The 16,791-nt window shown below is 63.5% G+C and carries 16 protein-coding genes and 1 pseudogene; 10 read left to right on the top strand and 7 right to left on the bottom strand.

The features are described 5' to 3' along the window. Positions 1–115 precede the first annotated feature (115 nt). Positions 116–1,321: a 4-hydroxyphenylpyruvate dioxygenase gene (gene hppD, locus CH249_RS07705; protein WP_094681681.1), complete on the top strand. Its 1,206-nt coding sequence runs from the start codon at positions 116–118 to the stop codon at positions 1,319–1,321. A 28-nt stretch (positions 1,322–1,349) separates the two neighbouring features. Here the strand turns inward: hppD and CH249_RS07700 are convergent, their stop codons facing one another. Then, a complete protein-coding gene (locus CH249_RS07700) occupies positions 1,350–1,835 on the bottom strand; it encodes an Lrp/AsnC family transcriptional regulator (protein WP_045198207.1) in 486 nt (161 codons plus the stop codon). A gap of 158 nt (positions 1,836–1,993) precedes the next feature. Here CH249_RS07700 and CH249_RS07695 point away from each other — a divergent pair, with 158 nt between their 5' ends. From CH249_RS07695 to lpdA, 4 genes are read left to right on the top strand one after another with little or no spacing between them, the layout of a single operon-like run. Then, positions 1,994–3,109: a thiamine pyrophosphate-dependent dehydrogenase E1 component subunit alpha gene (locus tag CH249_RS07695; RefSeq protein WP_094646560.1), complete on the top strand. Its 1,116-nt coding sequence runs from the start codon at positions 1,994–1,996 to the stop codon at positions 3,107–3,109. After that, a complete protein-coding gene (locus CH249_RS07690; RefSeq protein ID WP_094646559.1) occupies positions 3,106–4,110 on the top strand; it encodes an alpha-ketoacid dehydrogenase subunit beta in 1,005 nt (334 codons plus the stop codon). Before CH249_RS07695 ends, CH249_RS07690 begins: the two co-directional genes overlap by 4 nt. After that, complete coding sequence (locus CH249_RS07685; RefSeq protein WP_094646558.1) at positions 4,107–5,393, top strand: dihydrolipoamide acetyltransferase family protein; 1,287 nt, start codon at positions 4,107–4,109, stop codon at positions 5,391–5,393. The genes CH249_RS07690 and CH249_RS07685 overlap by 4 nt, the downstream gene beginning before the upstream one ends. Continuing rightward, positions 5,390–6,757, top strand: coding sequence for a dihydrolipoyl dehydrogenase (gene lpdA / locus CH249_RS07680; RefSeq protein WP_094646557.1), 1,368 nt, complete (start codon positions 5,390–5,392; stop codon positions 6,755–6,757). Before CH249_RS07685 ends, lpdA begins: the two co-directional genes overlap by 4 nt. A gap of 21 nt (positions 6,758–6,778) precedes the next feature. Here lpdA and CH249_RS07675 read toward each other — a convergent pair whose 3' ends face one another. Next, on the bottom strand, positions 6,779–7,609 hold the full coding sequence (locus tag CH249_RS07675; protein WP_179273167.1) for an EAL domain-containing protein: 831 nt from the start codon (positions 7,607–7,609) through the stop codon (positions 6,779–6,781). Between the two features lies 1 nt (position 7,610). After that, positions 7,611–7,964 (bottom strand): annotated as a pseudogene (locus CH249_RS28710) (EAL domain-containing protein); the annotation flags it as partial. Between the two features lie 350 nt (positions 7,965–8,314). Here CH249_RS28710 and CH249_RS07665 point away from each other — a divergent pair. Together CH249_RS07665 and CH249_RS07660 are read left to right on the top strand one after the other, a co-directional pair. After that, complete coding sequence (locus CH249_RS07665; protein ID WP_094681679.1) at positions 8,315–9,343, top strand: Rv1355c family protein; 1,029 nt, start codon at positions 8,315–8,317, stop codon at positions 9,341–9,343. 78 nt (positions 9,344–9,421) lie between these two features. Next, positions 9,422–10,591: a diguanylate cyclase gene (locus tag CH249_RS07660; protein ID WP_094646555.1), complete on the top strand. Its 1,170-nt coding sequence runs from the start codon at positions 9,422–9,424 to the stop codon at positions 10,589–10,591. Between the two features lie 12 nt (positions 10,592–10,603). On the opposite strand, the gene CH249_RS07655 is transcribed toward CH249_RS07660, so the two are convergent. Continuing rightward, positions 10,604–11,248, bottom strand: coding sequence for a hypothetical protein (locus tag CH249_RS07655; RefSeq protein WP_068054540.1), 645 nt, complete (start codon positions 11,246–11,248; stop codon positions 10,604–10,606). 589 nt (positions 11,249–11,837) lie between these two features. Next, a complete protein-coding gene (locus tag CH249_RS07650; RefSeq protein WP_306436630.1) occupies positions 11,838–13,091 on the bottom strand; it encodes an EAL domain-containing protein in 1,254 nt (417 codons plus the stop codon). A 261-nt stretch (positions 13,092–13,352) separates the two neighbouring features. Here CH249_RS07650 and CH249_RS07640 point away from each other — a divergent pair, with 261 nt between their 5' ends. Then, positions 13,353–13,835 carry a hypothetical protein gene (locus CH249_RS07640; RefSeq protein WP_094681715.1) on the top strand — a complete coding sequence of 161 codons (483 nt, stop codon included), beginning with the start codon at positions 13,353–13,355 and terminating at the stop codon, positions 13,833–13,835. Between the two features lie 240 nt (positions 13,836–14,075). On the opposite strand, the gene CH249_RS07635 is transcribed toward CH249_RS07640, so the two are convergent. Together CH249_RS07635 and CH249_RS07630 are read right to left on the bottom strand one after the other, a co-directional pair. Beyond that, on the bottom strand, positions 14,076–14,618 hold the full coding sequence (locus tag CH249_RS07635) for a helix-turn-helix transcriptional regulator (protein ID WP_179273166.1): 543 nt from the start codon (positions 14,616–14,618) through the stop codon (positions 14,076–14,078). Positions 14,619–14,932: 314 nt separating this feature from the next. Continuing rightward, positions 14,933–15,733 carry an AbiJ-NTD4 domain-containing protein gene (locus CH249_RS07630; protein ID WP_094646552.1) on the bottom strand — a complete coding sequence of 267 codons (801 nt, stop codon included), beginning with the start codon at positions 15,731–15,733 and terminating at the stop codon, positions 14,933–14,935. A gap of 304 nt (positions 15,734–16,037) precedes the next feature. Here CH249_RS07630 and CH249_RS07625 point away from each other — a divergent pair, with 304 nt between their 5' ends. Both CH249_RS07625 and CH249_RS07620 read left to right on the top strand, forming a co-directional pair. Further along, positions 16,038–16,442, top strand: coding sequence for a VOC family protein (locus tag CH249_RS07625; RefSeq protein WP_094646551.1), 405 nt, complete (start codon positions 16,038–16,040; stop codon positions 16,440–16,442). Then, the gene (locus CH249_RS07620; protein ID WP_094646550.1) at positions 16,439–16,753 is read left to right on the top strand and encodes a helix-turn-helix domain-containing protein; all 315 of its coding nucleotides are present in this window, start codon (positions 16,439–16,441) and stop codon (positions 16,751–16,753) included. The genes CH249_RS07625 and CH249_RS07620 overlap by 4 nt, the downstream gene beginning before the upstream one ends. Positions 16,754–16,791 lie beyond the last annotated feature (38 nt).

Genomic DNA, 16,791 nt, shown 5'->3' with positions numbered 1-16,791 from the left:
CTATCCGTACAGCTGAGACAGTAGAAGCGAGGTCGATTGACGACCTATCCGCCAGATGTTTTGCTCGACGGAACAACTGGTCGACACGACGCCAGCTCGGCAACAGGGAGATTCAATGAGCCTCGACAGCATTCTCAACGACGACGAAAGATTGGCCGACCTCGACGCCGATCAGCTCCGACAGCTCGTCGGCCTGGTCGAGTACGACGACAAACGCGACCCCTTTCCGGTCAGCGGCTGGGACGCCATCGTGTGGGTCGTCGGCAACGCGACGCAGACCACGCACTTCTTCCAGTCCGCCTTCGGCATGGAATTGGTGGCGTACTCCGGCCCGACGACAGGTCAGCGCGACCACCACGCGTACGTACTCAAGTCGGGCGCAGTGCGATTCGTCATCACGGGAGCCGTCGATCCTGACAGCGACCTGGTGGCGCACCACACCCGCCACGGCGACGGCGTCATCGACATCTCGCTGGCCGTCCCGGATGTGGATCGGTGCATCGAGCATGCGCGGGCGCAGGGCGCGCGAGTACTGCAGGAACCAACCGATATCTCCGACGAGCACGGCACGGTGCGGACTGCGACCATCGCCACCTACGGCGACACCCGGCACACGTTGGTCGACCGATCCCGGTACACCGGCGCATACCTCCCCGGCTACGTGCCGCGGACGTCGACACTGCAGCGACCGGTAGGCGCTCCCAAGCGGATCTTTCAGGCCCTCGATCACGTGGTGGGCAACGTGGAGTTCGGCAAGATGGACGAGTGGGTGGACTTCTATCACCGCGTCATGGGATTCACGAACATGGCCGAGTTCGTCGGAGCCGACATCGCAACCGACTACTCGGCGTTGATGAGCAAGGTCGTCTCCAACGGCAACCACCGCGTGAAGTTCCCGCTGAACGAGCCGGCCGTCGCCAAGAAGCGATCGCAGATCGACGAGTACCTCGACTTCTATCGAGGCCCGGGCGCACAGCATCTGGCGCTCGCGACCAACGACATCCTGTCTTCGGTCGATGCCCTGCGCGCAGCGGGCGTCGAATTTCTCGCCACCCCCGATTCGTACTACGAGGACCCGGATCTGCGGGCCCGCATCGGCAACGTCCGGGTACCGATCGAAGAACTGCAGAAGCGTGGAATTCTCGTGGACCGAGACGAGGACGGGTATCTGCTGCAGATCTTCACCAAGCCTCTGGTCGATCGCCCGACGGTGTTCTTCGAGCTGATCGAACGCCATGGCTCGCTCGGCTTCGGCATCGGCAACTTCAAGGCCTTGTTCGAGGCCATCGAGCGTGAGCAGGACGCTCGCGGCAACTTCTGACTCGTGATCTGTTCGACGCCGCCCACCGTCAACGTTCGGTGGGCGGCGTCGTGCGTCCCAGACCGCCTCGGTCCTCGTCGAAGATCAGCCACGTGCGAGTCGCGCGGACTCCGTCGAGTGATTGCAAACCCTCCAGCACCACCTGCCGCAAACTCTCGTTGTCGGGAGTCCTGATGAGCACCAAGACGTCGAAATCGCCACCGAGCAAACTGAAATGGTCGACGAATTCCATTGCACGCAAACCCTCGGACACGGTCCGCCACGAATCTTGCCGGATGGACAGCGCAATGAACGCAGAGGTCCCCAGCCCTGACGCCGCATGGTCGACCTGAACGGTGAACCGCTCGATGACCCCCGAGTCCTTCAACCGATCGACACGCGTATACGTATGTGCACGAGAGAGATTCAATCGATCGGCCAGTACCCGCATCGAGACCCGACCGTCGGCGGTCAACTCGGTGAGGATGCGCCGATCGGTGTCGTCCAGCTCCACACGCCTCGAGACGTCGTCCATTCGTCCGCTCCTACCTGGTCGTTCTATGCACTGATCGGACATATCGCTGGTGTACGCGAGGATCGGTAGCCATATGTCTGCAATTCTACGACCGTAGGACTTCTTCCTCACTGAATCGGCCAGAATCGCCGTACAAGCCGATTTCAGGAGAGTGCGCCATGACGACCGTCGAGAAGGTTCCGGCAACGTCCTATCAACAGTTCATGCCCGCCGACCGTCCCGTGCAGTATCTCGCACCCGACGGGACAGGCGTCGACAGCGCCGCACGGTATGCGCGCCCGTCCGACGAACGGCTGCTGGAGATGTATCGCTCGATGGTGCACGGTCGCCGATTCGACCAGCAGGCAACGGCATTGACCAAGCAGGGCCGGCTCGCGGTCTATCCCTCCTCGCGTGGACAGGAAGCCTGCCAGATCGCCGCAGCCCTCTGCCTGGGTGAGCAGGACTGGATGTTCCCGACGTACCGGGACTCGATGGCTCTCGCGGCGCGAGGCGTCGACCAGGTGGAGTTGCTCGGTATGCTCGCAGGCTACTGGCACTGTGGTTACGACCCGACCGCCTACAAGGTCGCTCCCCAATGCACACCGCTGGCAACACAATTGCTGCACGCGACCGGTTTCGCGTACGCCGAGGCCAAGCAGGGACGAGACACCATCGCCCTGGCATTCTGCGGAGACGGCGCAACCAGCGAGGGCGACTTCCACGAGGCCCTGAACTTCGCCGCCGTCTTCCGGGCCCCGGTCATCTTCCTGGTCCAGAACAATGGTTTTGCGATCAGCGTTCCGCTCGCGCGTCAGAGCGCGGCTCCGTCGTTGTCGCACAAGGGCGTCGGCTACGGCATCGGTAGCGAACAGGTCGACGGCAACGACCCCGTCGCGATGATGGCCGTCATGGACGAGGCAGTGAAGTACGTCCGCGCGGGCAAAGGACCGGTGGTCGTCGAGGCGCACACCTACCGCATGGACGCCCACACCAATGCCGACGACGCCACCCGCTACCGCAAGGCCGACGAGGTCGAAGGATGGTTGGCCCGAGATCCGCTCTCACGCTTGGACTCCTACCTCGAGGGCCGAGGAATCCTCACCGACGAGCTCCGCGAGCAGATGACGGTATCCGCCGACGCCGACGCTGCAGCCTTGCGCGCCGGCATGAACGTCGAGCAGGACGTCGACCCCAACGATCTGTTCCGGTTCGTCTACTCCTCCCCTACCCCCGGCCTGACCGACCAGCGCAATCAGGTCGCCGCCGAAATCGCAGCAGGAGAACTGTCATGACCACGATCACCATGGCCGGAGCCCTCAACGCCGCCCTCCGCGATGCGTTGACCGAGGACGAAAGGGTCGTTGTTTTCGGCGAGGACGTCGGCACGCTCGGCGGCGTCTTTCGCGTCACCGACGGACTGACCCGCGACTTCGGTGACGACCGCTGCTTCGACACCCCGCTCGCGGAGTCGGGCATCGTCGGATTCGCGATCGGGATGGCGATGTCGGGCTACAAGCCCGTCGTCGAGATGCAGTTCGACGCGTTCGCCTACCCGGCATTCGAGCAGATCGTGTCCCATGTGGCCAAGCTGCGCAACAGAACTCGTGGCTCGCTCACCGCCCCGATGGTCATTCGCATCCCGTTCGCGGGCGGCATCGGCGGCGTCGAGCACCACTGCGACTCGTCCGAGGCCTACTACGCCCACACCCCGGGGCTGAAGGTCGTCTCCCCGTCCACCGTAGCCGACGCGTACTCACTGATGCGTGACGCCATCGCGGATCCCGATCCGGTGATCTTTCTCGAACCGAAGCGGCTGTACTTCTCCAAGGACGACATCGAATTGGGAAACACCGAGCCGATCGGCACGGCGGTCGTACGCAGAGGCGGTACCGACGTCACGCTTCTCGCCTACGGACCCACCGTGTCGGTCGCCATGCAGGCCGCGGAATTCGCGGCCGAGGACGGCCGGAGCGTCGAGGTGATCGATCTGCGATCGCTCAATCCGTTCGACGACGAGACCGTCGCGGCCTCGGTTCGTAAGACCGGACGCTGCATCGTGATTCAGGAGGCGCAGGGCTTCGCCGGCGTCGCTGCCGAGATCGCCTCACGCGTATCCGAGCGCTGCTTCCATCACCTGCACGCCCCTGTACTCCGCGTTGCCGGACTCGATATTCCCTACCCGGCACCGAAACTCGAGCACTTCCACCTGCCGTCCGCAGACCGCGTACTCGACGCGATGGACCGGCTGCAGTGGAACGATGCTCCCGATCTCAGCAAGGCGGTCACGGTATGAGCATGCAGGTGTTCCTGCTCCCCGATCTCGGTGAGGGACTGACCGAGGCCGAGATCGTCGAGTGGAAGGTCAAGCCCGGCGATACCGTCACCATCGATCAGGTCGTCGTCGAGGTCGAAACTGCAAAAGCGTCCGTCGAGGTGCCGTGTCCCTTCGAGGGTGTGGTCGGCGAACTGCATGCGGCCGAGGGCACTTCACTGGCCGTCGGCGCGCCGCTGATCAGCATCACCGGCGGCGCTATCGCCGATACGCCTGCCGCCCATGAGCGGTACCGCGAGGAAGAACGCGCAGGCTCGGGCAATGTGCTCATCGGCTACGGCACAGGACACGGCCCGACCGGTCGTCGCAAGCGGAGTGCGGCTCCGCCGCAGCAGAGAGCGGCTGCGCCGCAGGTGAGCGGAAACTCGACCCAGGCTACGAATTTCCACTCACATGCGCCGAAGGTGCTCTCCCCCATCGTTCGGAGCATAGCGTTGAAGGGTGGGCTCGATCTGGGCAGTATCGACGCAGAAGGCAGCCACGGCGTCATCACTCGTGCAGACGTCGAGCGAGCTTTGGCAAGTTCGACGGTTGCTTCCTCGCCGGAGGGCGTCACGCGAATACCCATCACCGGTATTCGTAAGACCATCGCAGACAAGCTCTCTCGCAGCCGTTCGGAAATTCCTGAGGCCACCGTCTGGGTCGACGTCGACGCGACGGCTCTGCTGCAGGCCCGACGCGACCTCGATGCCTCCATAGACGGCGTCAAGGTGACGCTGCTGGCGGTCCTCGCGAAGCTCACCATGGTCGCGCTGGCCAAGTTCCCGGAGCTCAACAGCACGGTCGACACCGCTGCAGGCGAGATCCTGCGTTACGAGAACGTCGGACTCGGCATCGCCGCGCAGACCGACCGTGGACTGATGGTTCCCGTTGTGCCGCAGGCCGACAAGGCCGACCTGAAGGAACTGTCCGAACGGCTGGCCGAGCTGACCGAACTCGCACGGACCGGCTCACTGCCCGCAGCACGGCTGAGCGGCGGAACGTTCACCCTCAACAACTACGGGGTGTTCGGGGTCGACGGCTCGGCCGCGATCATCAATCATCCCGAGGCCGCGATCCTGGGCATCGGCCGCATCATCGACCGTCCGTGGGTGGTCGACGGCCAATTGGCCGTGCGCAAAGTCGCGCAGCTGTCGTTGGCGTTCGATCACCGCGTGTGCGACGGCGGAGTGGCTGGCGGGTTCCTGCGCACCGTTGCCGATTTTGTCGAGAACCCCGTCGTGGCATTGGGATCAGTCCGATGAGCGACGTGGACGTTCTCATTCTTGGTGGAGGGTCGGGCGGCTATTCGTGCGCCCTGCGTGCCGAACAACTCGGCCTGACGGTCGCGCTCGTCGAGGAAGACAAGCTCGGTGGCACCTGTCTGCATCGCGGATGCATCCCCACCAAGGCCCTGTTGCACACCGCCGAGGTTGCCGACGCGGTGCGCGGCTCGGCGCATGTCGGCGTCACCGCATCGTTCACTGGTGTGGACATGCCCGCGGCACTGGGCTATCAGCGCAGCGTGGTCGCCGGCCTGTACGCAGGTCTGCAGGGATTGCTGAAGCGTCCGGGCATCGAAATCGTGTCCGGTAGTGGCCAGGTGGTCGGTCCTCGCACCGTCGAGGTGGAGGGTCGACGCATCACCGGGGCCTCGCTGGTTCTCGCCACCGGGTCGTATTCACGCACCATCCCCGGTATCGAACTGGGACCTCGCGTGCTCACCAGCGACGGGGCGATGGCACTCGATCGGGTTCCGGAGTCGGTCGTCGTGCTCGGCGGCGGTGTGATCGGTATCGAGTTCGCCAGTATCTGGGCATCGTTCGGTGCGAAGGTCACCGTTGTCGAGGCGCTCGATCGCATCGTTCCCGGCGAAGACGAATGGTCCTCGAAGCAGTTGACCAAGGCATTACGCAAGCGCGGCATCGACATTCGTACCGGGACCAAGGTCGAGTCCGTCACCGAATCTCCCGACGCAGTCTCTGTGTCACTGTCGTCCGGGGACACCCTCTCGGCCGACCTCGTCCTGGTGTCCGTCGGACGCGGACCCCGCACCGACGGCCTCGGCCTGATCGAGCAGGGCATCGCCACCGAACGCGGCTTCGTAAGCGTCGACGACAATCTGCTCACCACCGTGGACGGCGTCTATGCCGTCGGCGACATCGTGGCGGGATATCAGTTGGCACACCGCGGATTTCAGCACGGCATGTTCGTCGCCGAGCACATCGCCGGCCTCGCACCGGCACGCATCGACGGCGATCTCATTCCGCGCGTGACCTATTCACACCCGGAGGTCGCGTCGGTGGGACTCACCGAAAAGGCCGCGGAGCAGAAATACGGCACAGTGACCTCCGTTGTCTACGACCTCGGCGGCAACGGCAAGAGCCGCATCCTGTCCACCGCCGGCGGAGTCAAAGTGATTCGAGCCCGTGACGACGGCCCGGTTGTCGGTGTTCACCTCGTCGGCGACCGCGTGGGCGAGCTGATCGGCGAGGCACAACTCGCCGTGGCATGGGAAGCACTGCCATCAGAAGTCGGGAGTTTCGTGCATGCTCACCCCACGCAGAACGAGGCACTCGGTGAGGCGATGATGGCGCTGTCGGGACGTCCGCTGCACGCGCACAGTTGACCGCTGCCGGAACAGGTTTCGTCATGGTCGACCCGATGTCAGGTCGGGCCCGGGTCGGGTGGGGCTCGAACTGTGCACGATCAGTGTGCGCGCAGAGTCGCAGACCTGGGCCGGATCGGTGCTGAAGAAATACCTCCACTCGTTCGACGGCGAGGCTGGAGCATCGGGGTCGAGCGGGGCGGCGACCAGGGCGCAGTAGAACCGTTGGCCGATGACGGCGATGGCACCGATTCTTTCCGAGGGTTGAACCAGGTCGGCGTGGCGCACCCCATCGGTGGCAGTGAACAGTGCGCGCGGTGCGTCGAGCGCTTTGACGTACGGGTGTCGGCGCGCCAGATGCTGCAGTTTGCGCGCCATGTCTGCGCTGCACAATTCCGGTTCGCGGAACGCGACGACGATCGTCAGAGTCTCGGTGGTCGTCATCGCGAAGTCGAGCAAATGGTCGGAGATGGACGTGAGGAGCGAGATCGACGTCGTGTCGGTGGCGCGGTCGTCGAGAATGTCCGTCAACGGTCTCGTCACAGGAGGGCGTGGCTGCACAGGAAAGGAGGAGGTCGGGGATGCATCGAGGGGGCCGGGACGGCCGAGATGAAACCCTTGCCCGTAGTCGGCACCCCACGCCAAGGCCTTGTCCTTCTGTCTCTCGGTTTCGATTCCTTCGGCGATGAGTGTCACCTCGAACCGGCTCGAGTATGCGAGCACGGCGAGCAAGGTGGCGAGCTTGTCGCCGGGGAGGTCGTCGTCGAGCAACGATCTGTCGAGTTTGATCACTTCCCGGTGCCAGAAGGGGCAGCAGTACCAGAGAGTCGGGGTCGGCACCGACGTCGTCGAGAGCGATGGTGACTCCGTCACGTCGGAGTCGGTCCGCCGATCTGAGCAGGCGTGCAGGGTCGGTGAGCAGGGAGCGTTCGGGGAATTCCGCAACCGGCCGAACCTGGGAGCCGCCTGCGCGGAGCAACTGGCTGAGGCGGCGGACCGAGGCCGACGAGTTCTCGGAGGACATCGCTTCGGCTTCGATGTTGACGAACAACGTACGCGGCGCGTGGTCTGCAGGGGTCGACTGTGCCGCTGTGGTGACTGCCGACTCAATGCATCTGCGGTCCAACTCGTCGACCATTCCCATGGTGCGAGCGATGTCGAAGATCTGTTCCGGCGAGGTGTCCGGAAACGCCGGCCACCGGGTGAGTGCCTCGTGCGCGACGACCAACCCGGTTCTCGAGTCGACGATCGGCTGAAAGATCGAGGTCAGTGAGCCGAAACGCTCGTCGAAGCCCCTGTCGACGCCCAATTCTCACCCCACGTTCTCGGTCCCACCGCTGCACGTACACAGAGACTTTCGTTCCCTGTGCCGCGGCACGCGGGCGCGTTGTCCGTACGCGGGCTTCACCACAGCGGATGGACGGCGTCTGATTAGTTCTTATCAAGCGATCCGCAGCCTGGCAATGATTGCCGCCCGTTGTTCAGTAACGTGAACCAGCCTGGTGTCGCGTCCGGCTGTGGGACGTGATCAGTGCCGCCCGTCGGCGACAATCATCCGAAAGATGCGGAGACTCAGCAATGTCAGAGCACAGAGTGTTCGATCCGTCCGAGCACGAACACGACTCGATCGTCCGTGGTCTGATCGACGATCCCGCCATCGGCGTCGTCGACACGACACCCGACCAGTTGGCCTCGCTTCGTGGGCTGCTTCCCGCGATCGCGGGCGACCTCGCGGAAGAGCCACGGTGGGTGTACTACCCATGGCGGCGCTCACTGGTGCGGGTCCTCGGTCCACGCGGCTTCGATCGGCTGCGACTGGACCGCAACAGAAACAAGATCACCACCGAAGAGCAAGCCCGGTTCAGAGGTCTGCGGGTGGGAATCGTCGGGCTGAGTGTCGGTCATGCCGTCGCGCATACCCTCGCACTGGAGGGATTGTGCGGGGAGTTGCGTCTGGCCGACTTCGACGAGCTCGATCTGTCGAATCTCAACCGCGTCCCGACTTCGGTGCTCGATCTGGGCGTGAACAAAGCGGTCGTGGCAGCCCGACGAATTTCCGAGCTCGACCCCTATCTGAATGTGCAGGTCTTCGCGAACGGTGTGACGGCCGAGACGCTCGGTGGCTTTCTCGACGGACTCGATCTCGTCGTCGAGGAATGCGACTCGATCGACACCAAATTGCTGGTCCGCCAGCACGCCCGCGCCCGAGGTATTCCTGTGGTGATGGAGACCAGCGACGGAGGCGTCCTCGATATCGAACGCTTCGATCTCGAACCCGACCGACCGGTGTTTCACGGACTGCTCGGCGAAATGGACACCGAGGATCTGGCCGACATGACCATCGAGCAGAAAAGCACAATTGCAGCGACGTTGCTCGAACCGAGCAAGCTGACCCCTCGAATGATTGCGTCGGTGCCGGAGATCGGGCGCACGCTCTCGACGTGGCCCCAGCTCGGCGGAGACGTCGCACTCGGGGGTGCCGCTGTAACCGCTGCCGTGAGGGCATTCGGCCGCGGCGAACCACTTCCTTCAGGTCGGCGGCGGATCGATCTGGATGGGTTGGTACGCACCGGCCTCGACCCTGCCGCCGGTCCTGCAAACGTGTGAGCGGGCGCACCACCGGCGAGGAGCTCCGACAGATACTGTTTGTGGGGTTCGCCCAACCCTGATCCGAGGAATCATCCGATGAACGTGATCGACCAGTCGCCTCGTCGGCGCACGAACTTCTGGCGATCACGGCTCGACACCCGCACGGCCGCAGTCATCGCGAGCGCCACCGGTGCGGTGCCGCTGTTGGCCATTGCGCTGCTGTCACCGACATTCCTACGGCCGAACGCACTTCCGGTTCTCATCGCCGTGCTGACGTTCACCGCAGTCACCGTGCTCTTCGCCGCCAGGGTGGGGCGGTTGAGCGAACGCCAATTCGCGGTCCTGGGTTTCGGGGGTATGACCGGAGTCGCGATCAGTGCCTACCTGATCGCGGATCCGGCAGGAACGCGTGCGGTCACCTCGATGTTGGCCATCGTTCCGGCCATCGCCGCATCGAGCTCACCACCACGTGTGACTGCCGGCCTGTCCGCGGTCTCGGTGGTGATGGCCACGGCACTGTCGGTGATCAGTGTGGGGTCTTCCGGGTGGGCGGTGACTGCGGTCGCTATCGGTGCCGCCGTGACCACGGTGCTGGTGCCGGTCGCGCTCATCGGTGGCCTGCGCCGAACACTGTCGGTGGTCAACCGGAAACTGCAACAACTGGCCGACACGGATCCGCTGACCGGTCTGGTCAATCGACGCGGACTGCTGTCGAACGCCGGGATCCTGGTGCACGAGGCCTGCGAGCGAGGGAAACCGTTGTCTGCGCTCGTAGTCGACGTCGACTACTTCAAGGCCGTCAACGACACGGCCGGTCACACAGCCGGCGACCGAACGCTCGCCGCGGTTGCCGCCACCCTGGCGAATGCGGTGCACGCGGTGGTCGGCGCATCGGATGCGGTGGTTGCCCGGACCGGCGGCGAAGAGTTCCTGATCCTCGCCACACACCGAGAGGATCACGAGCTCACGCGGCGGATACTCGACCGAGTCCGGTCCGACTGCACGGTGACCGTGAGTATCGGAACGGTGACTGTGGACGTGCGACCGGCCGCGTCCGATGACGGTGCGTCACCCGCGACAAGCTTCGCTTCGACCGAATCGGGCGGTCTCGATCAAGTACTCGATGCAGTCGTCCGCGCCGCTGATGCCGCGCTCTACCGAGCCAAGACCGACGGCCGAGACCGCGCCTGCCACGCGGGGACCTTGACGATCAGCTGGCAGGGCACCCTACAGGGTCGGCAACACGAAAATGGTCGACGTCAGTGATGTAGCGAGCCGCTATGCCACGAACAGGACCTGCCGATCGTCCCCGCACAGTGCGCGGACCTCGTCGACCATCGAGCGCCACACCTCGGGCTGCGCGGCCTGCGCGAGGGTAGTTCGGTCCCACCACATCATGACGGTCCGGTACTGCTCGCTCGGATACGCGGCAGCGGGGATGCCGTGGTCGATCCGCCCACCGGAACTCTCCCACAAACGCAGGACGTGATCGGCCGCGCTGGCGAACAGGTACCGGCTGCCGGTCAATTCGAGCGTCGGCAACGCTGTTCGAGCCAGGACATTCGACACCGTCCGCCCTGCGGCCCCCGCATCGACCCACGCGCTTTTCATTTCGACGATTCCGTGGGGAAGTCGAGACCGAAGCAGGTCGGTAACCGGTGCCAGTCCGGGCGAGTCCTTCCACTCGGTGAGGACATGGGATTGCTCGACCATCGCGTACGGCCCCTGGGCTCGAACGCCGCCGAGCATCTCTCCTGCCTCATCGCACACCACGTAGAACAGTGCTGTCGTTGCGCCGGAAGCCACTTCTTCCATGTCGAGAGCCGCGGTGACACCGTGGCGTGAATACGACTCCCATGCTCCTTCGACGTAGCGGGACCACAGTTCCGGGGAGCCCGACGGCGTCGCGGCTGTCAATGTCAAGGCTCCGTCCGCGCAAGGCGTCGACCGGTGAACGGAGTCCAGCCCTCGCCCCCGGACGAGGCCCGTCCTGTCCGTCGGCACACTGCAAACCGAGCGGGAACGGTCTACGTATTCGATGGTGCGTGCCGAGGGCACGTCGGGGAGGAGAGGGGTAGTCATGGGCGCACTCCTGGCTGATCCCTCGACGCCCTTCTGGGGCAAAATCGAGGGCATGGTTGATTCCTGAACAATCGTCAAACCTATTGTGTCCAGAAAACAACCCTACGGACCAGCGGAATAGCCTAAAACGTACTGCAGACCTGTTATTTGTCGTAGCTCTGTGACATATCACTGGTCGAACCCGACAGAAGGTCTGCAGTCACTGTGGATAATCACATATCCAGGTCATGATGTCCGAGGCGGTCAGCGGCACGCTCTCCATCAGGAGAGTGATCCGTGTGAGCATCTGAATCGAACGAGCTGTGTCGATCGCGAGTCCAGCTGACCCACGGCTGCGTCCCTGAAATCTGCATAGGTGCGCATTGTTCGCTGGAACCGAGGATGCTGTCCGGCGGCCGTGGGACCCCGCATGCTGGCCGATGTGTGCTGTTCAGTGCGGGTAGCGCCGCAGAATCGCTCGGGCGGCTTGGGTGACGGTGGCTCGGTCGAAGGTCTGCACGAAGTCGAAAGTGCGGTCGAGGTCAGGGCCGTTGTCGTGGCGGTCACGTGCGGACAGAAGTGCCGCGTGGTGTGGACCGAGGGTGATGACGGTCCATTCCTGGACGAGTGGGTCGCCCGGGTCGAGTGGGGCATGTCGAACGTTGCCGTCGACGAGGGCGGGTAGGCCCACGCCGTAGACCCCGGCGAAACCAATGGTTTCTGCGAGATGATGCCATCGAGCGGAGGTGGTGGGTGTGAAGTGTTGTGCGCGTTGGAAAGTGCCGAGTGCGATCATCGATGATCCGGACGCTGCGGCGTGCGCTTCGAGGGATTTGCTCATCTGAATCAACAGCTTTTTCGTTCCGCGCCGGGCGGTGGCGTGTGCCGAGGCGATCGCGTAGGGGGTGCTCGAGTCGGTGGTCGGTGTGGTCCAGACCGGGTCAGCGGGCATAGGAACGACCGGCTCGTCGAGGAGTTCGGCAGGGTCTTCGACTGCCGGGAACAGTTGCCCCGTTCCGTATGTGGCTCCGATGGTGATCGCGGCCAGGCGGGTGGCTTCGGTGTCGACGCCTTCGGCAACGATCACTGCGTGGGAGCGCTCGGCGTAGGCGGCGAGGGCATGAGTGGTGGTTCCGACGTCGTGTCCGGTTTCGGTGAGCAGGTCCGCTGCGGTGATGACGATGTCGGGCTCGATCAACGGCAGAAGGGTCGTCGCGTGGGGGTGGTCTCCGACGCCGTCGAGTGCGATCAGCTTTCCACCGGTCCGCGCGGATGCTATTGCGGCCATGGCCTGGTGGGGGTCGGCGAGGACGGCTGAGGCGTCGACGGTGACGACGACGCGTTCGAGCATCGTCGATGTGCGTTCGCGGTCGCTGTCGTCGAGGGCGCGGCGTGACTGCGCGTCGACGGTGAGGATCAGGGGCAGGTGTTCGGCGAGGGTGCGTGCAGGTGCGGTGTTCGCAAGTGTGGTCTTGTGCAGATCGAATTGGGGTCGCTGTTGCATCAGGTGCGCGGCGCGGCGCAGCGCGTCAGCGGAGTCCAGTGCAGAACCGGCAGGGCCTCGTAGTTGGAGTTCGGCTCCGGCAAGGGCGTTGTCGTCGAGTCGTCGGATGGGTGCGAACTGCATGGTGACGACCAGTCCTATCGATTCCGAGAACGAGGTGGACGGTGAATGCGCGGTCTCGGTGTCGCGATGTGCTGCCATGCAGAATCCTCCCCGGCCACGCGAGGTCGCCCTGGCCTTCGTCGAAAAACCGATCCGAAGTCAGACGGATAGGTCGATAGGAGTGCCGGCGACTCGACACCGAACCGACGATACCGCGCGAGGCGATCGCGCTGCCACGACACGTCTTCGAGCGGTCGCCTCCGGCGCAACCGGTCGCTGTGGAACTCTGAGTGCGGACCGTCTGTAGACGCACGAACGCGCGTACCGGACCGTTAGCGCCGATGCGGAACAATGACCGTGATGCCGAACGAACCTGTTGACGACGACTCCGAGACAACCCAGCACGCCCGCTTCGGATTTCCCTACCGCTGGAGACAGATCGACCCGGCGCGCCGCGGAATCGTGCTGGCGTGGTTGGCATTCACCGTCACCTTCGGCGGTGCCCGGCTGGTCACCTGGCTTATACATATCGACACCAGCGATGTCGGCGACATCAGCGCCGGCGGAGTGCACCTGCACCACTACCTGTGGGGGATTCTGTTGCTGGCAGCCGTCGCCGTCTTCGGTCTCGTGGACCGTTCGCCACGGACACGGTCGTGGATGGGAGCGGTACTCGGGGTGGCCCTGGCGCTGATCGTCGACGAAGCAGCATTGCTCATCACGCTCGAAGATGTGTACTGGCACAGCGAGGGCTTGTCATCGATTGCGCTGGCGATCACCATCATCGGCGTCGTGGGGACCGGACTGGTCCTCACACGCAGTGGCGTCGAGCGAGCCGATTGAAACGCACACTCCACACGTGTCGAGTATTCGAGCGGCCCGTTCACAGTTCGGGTCGAGCATGCATTCGCGCGACCGCGTCGCGTCCTGATCGGCACCCCGACAGCGGTCAGGCCGTCAGCCACGGGCCTCATCGAGTCGCCGGCGACGTCGAACTGGAGTAGTACTGTGCGTCGACAGTATCGACTACGTCAGGATAGCCCCTGCATATACTGCGCCGCAGCAGCTTTCGCGAACCTGGCGTCAGCGCGATTCCCTGACGAATCGAAGAGGCCCGGGGTGATCTCGCACTTCACTCGGGGTGAGATCGTAGTGTCGGCGAACCAAGGTCGAGAGCTGAGCGTGCGAGCTGAATCCCCATTCGGCGGCAATATCGCTGATGCTTTTGTTGACTGTCGTCTGCAGCGCGAGAATCGCGCGGTCGAGCCGCTCTTCTCGTATGGTCCTACTGACCGATGTTCCAGCCTGAGCCATCGAACGGTTGAGATGCCGCAGCGTCACTCTCAGAGCGGATGCGACGTCGGCGGCGGACAGCTCGGGATTCGAAATGTTGGCCGCGATGAAGGACAGGGCTTGTTGCTGTCGAATCGCACCGAGATCATTTGCCAGTCCGGCCATCGTCGCGATGAATTCCACAAGGGCGGATGACTTCTCGATCTCGATTCGGGGAGCAGAACCGCCGCCTTCCGGGCCGAACAGCGCGCCTGTGAGTGCTTGCACGGTCGCCGACTGAGCACTCGAGACGATCGGTCGGTCGATATCCGATCGCCCGAATTGCTGCTGCATTGTCTCTCGTGGCACATCGATGAGCAGCTGCCGCATGTCAGACCCGAATGCGAACCGCTGCCGTCGTCGGACTCGGCCCCGTCGGTCTACTCGTCGGCCAACTCCTGCGTATCAAGGGGGCTTCACGGCGCGCTAGCGTCTTTGCCGAATGTCACCAGCACGTGGCCGGTGGCATTCGGTCACCTTTGGAAGCTTGCCCGACTCAGTGGTCTTACAAGGCACCACCCGCGACCTGCGAAAGCGGCCTCCAGGCGACCGCCGAGTGATTATTTGAAAGAGCCGTGATCGTGGGCGATCCACGAATCGAGACGCCACTAATGTTGGCTCTCGGTCTCCTCGCCAGTGTTCTGTGCGCCACTTAGTAGATTGACGAACGCAGAACAGGTCACCAGCATGTATCGGGCGAGATTCTGATCAACCGCCGGTACCTGTTGGCCTCCGTGTCGCACCCCGTCGGAGTCGCTGACCCACCCATAAATTTTCTTCCACCCGTCGATGAGCGCTGGATGTGTGAAAGTTCCGGCCTTCTTGATCTCGTCCAACGCGGCACCGAGTGTGGTCTTGCCGGTCAAATCGCGAGTTTTTGATTCGACCGCACTGACGGATTCCTTAATGGAATTTGCATAGTCCGGTGCTTCGCGATCGGCGAAGAGCTCCAGTGCGCGCGTGAAGTGGTGACTGACACCGGAATGATCGGTGGCGATAGCACGCTCGACTTCTGCGATCTCCTCGTCAGTGGAGATCGGGGCAACCTTGCCGTCCACGACTCGGTAGCCCGATCGTACCGATTCCAGCACTCGGTTGATGTACTCAGCGAAAGAATCGTGATGTGGGTAAATCGCTTCGATCAAATCGTAGACTTCGTACCATGCTCCTACCTTTACCAGATTCTTCACATGTCGATCGATGTAGATGTTCCCGTAGTCGTCCGCGTCTCGCTCGAAGGTGAAAGCCCAAATGGGACGGAACAGATAGTCGATTTGGTACCGCTCCGAGCCATCAAATATGAGCGAGTAAATCATGTTCCAAATCTCTGTTCGCGCCGCGTCGTCCAATCCTTCGAGCTGGATGGCGGATCTGACCGCAACGTGTCCGTGCCGTTGTGAGAAGCGCATACAGCGATCATGCACCAACCGTCATTGGTGCCGACCTTAACGCGTATATACAACGACGTGGGCGTCCGCAGGCCCCAACCGTCGAGTACGCCACAGGGGTCAGCCTGGACGGCGACTTGAAGCCCCTACGCGACTTGGACAGAACAAATCTTTGCATTGACGACGGCGATGGTGGACAAGGTCAGCCCATCCGAGTGACTGCTTTGGGCCGAGCAGAATGCTCGGCCGTTCCATCGAGCAACTGAGTTGAGGTCGCAAAACTCAGACCTTGACGCCGCACTTGCATTTTGCAAGCATCGAGGGCATGAGCCTGTTCATCACCTGCCCCGTCGAGAGCGTGGAACGCGCGACCGCCTTCTACACTGCGCTCGGTTGGCCCCTGAACACCGAGATGTCCGATCACAACGTGTCGTGCTTCGCCATCACACCGGGGCAGTACGTCATGCTCGGCAGTCGCGAGATGTACGCGAGCGTGGGCGGCACCGAGGAGCTGATCGGCGGACCCGACACCCCGTCGAAGGTCACGGTCTCGTTCGACCTCGGTAGCCGAGAGGCAGTCGACGAGTTGACCGAGCGCGCCGGCGCTGCCGGCGGACGCATCGGAGACACCGATGACTACGCCTTCATGTATCAACGTCAGTTCGACGACCTCGACGGCTACCACTACTCGCCGTTCTGGATGAAGCCGGCCACCGATACGGCCGAATGAGCGACCTCGCCGCCGCCCTCGACATCGTCGGTGCCCGGTGGTCACTTCTCATCGTCGAGCGGTTACTCGCGGAACCGCAACGGTACGGCGATCTGCAGCGCGACCTCGGAGTACCGACGAACATGCTCGCTACCCGACTACGCGAACTCGAAGCGGCCGGCGTGTTGACTCGTCTCCCCCTCCGGCACAACACTCGGGCGTATGCGCTGACCGAGAGAGGTCTCGCTTTGCGTGATGCAGTCGGCGCACTCCAGCGCTGGGGCAAAGAAGCTGCACCACCAGTTCGTGATTCCGACGTGAGCGCGACCTGACCGGCACCCTCATCGTCGGCGACCTCATGGGAGTGATT

It is taken from the genome of Rhodococcus sp. 05-2255-3B1, assembly GCF_002258545.1.
In the GTDB taxonomy this organism is placed as follows: Bacteria; Actinomycetota; Actinomycetes; order Mycobacteriales; family Mycobacteriaceae; genus Rhodococcoides.
Note: the sequence above shows the minus strand (reverse complement) of the source record. Positions and strands in the feature narration are given on the sequence as shown.

Excerpts from the sequence above, each read along its gene's own strand:
- CH249_RS07640 (WP_094681715.1), top strand. The coding sequence starts at position 13,353 with ATGCCGAACGAACCTGTTGACGACGACTCCGAGACAACCCAGCACGCC.
- CH249_RS07660 (WP_094646555.1), top strand. The coding sequence starts at position 9,422 with ATGAACGTGATCGACCAGTCGCCTCGTCGGCGCACGAACTTCTGGCGA.
- CH249_RS07630 (WP_094646552.1), bottom strand. The coding sequence starts at position 15,733 with ATGCGCTTCTCACAACGGCACGGACACGTTGCGGTCAGATCCGCCATC.
- CH249_RS07665 (WP_094681679.1), top strand. The coding sequence starts at position 8,315 with ATGTCAGAGCACAGAGTGTTCGATCCGTCCGAGCACGAACACGACTCG.
- CH249_RS07625 (WP_094646551.1), top strand. The coding sequence starts at position 16,038 with ATGAGCCTGTTCATCACCTGCCCCGTCGAGAGCGTGGAACGCGCGACC.
- CH249_RS07700 (WP_045198207.1), bottom strand. The coding sequence starts at position 1,835 with ATGGACGACGTCTCGAGGCGTGTGGAGCTGGACGACACCGATCGGCGC.
- CH249_RS07690 (WP_094646559.1), top strand. The coding sequence starts at position 3,106 with ATGACCACGATCACCATGGCCGGAGCCCTCAACGCCGCCCTCCGCGAT.
- CH249_RS07695 (WP_094646560.1), top strand. The coding sequence starts at position 1,994 with ATGACGACCGTCGAGAAGGTTCCGGCAACGTCCTATCAACAGTTCATG.
- CH249_RS07620 (WP_094646550.1), top strand. The coding sequence starts at position 16,439 with ATGAGCGACCTCGCCGCCGCCCTCGACATCGTCGGTGCCCGGTGGTCA.
- lpdA (WP_094646557.1), top strand. The coding sequence starts at position 5,390 with ATGAGCGACGTGGACGTTCTCATTCTTGGTGGAGGGTCGGGCGGCTAT.
- CH249_RS07635 (WP_179273166.1), bottom strand. The coding sequence starts at position 14,618 with ATGCAGCAGCAATTCGGGCGATCGGATATCGACCGACCGATCGTCTCG.
- hppD (WP_094681681.1), top strand. The coding sequence starts at position 116 with ATGAGCCTCGACAGCATTCTCAACGACGACGAAAGATTGGCCGACCTC.
- CH249_RS07650 (WP_306436630.1), bottom strand. The coding sequence starts at position 13,091 with ATGGCAGCACATCGCGACACCGAGACCGCGCATTCACCGTCCACCTCG.
- CH249_RS07685 (WP_094646558.1), top strand. The coding sequence starts at position 4,107 with ATGAGCATGCAGGTGTTCCTGCTCCCCGATCTCGGTGAGGGACTGACC.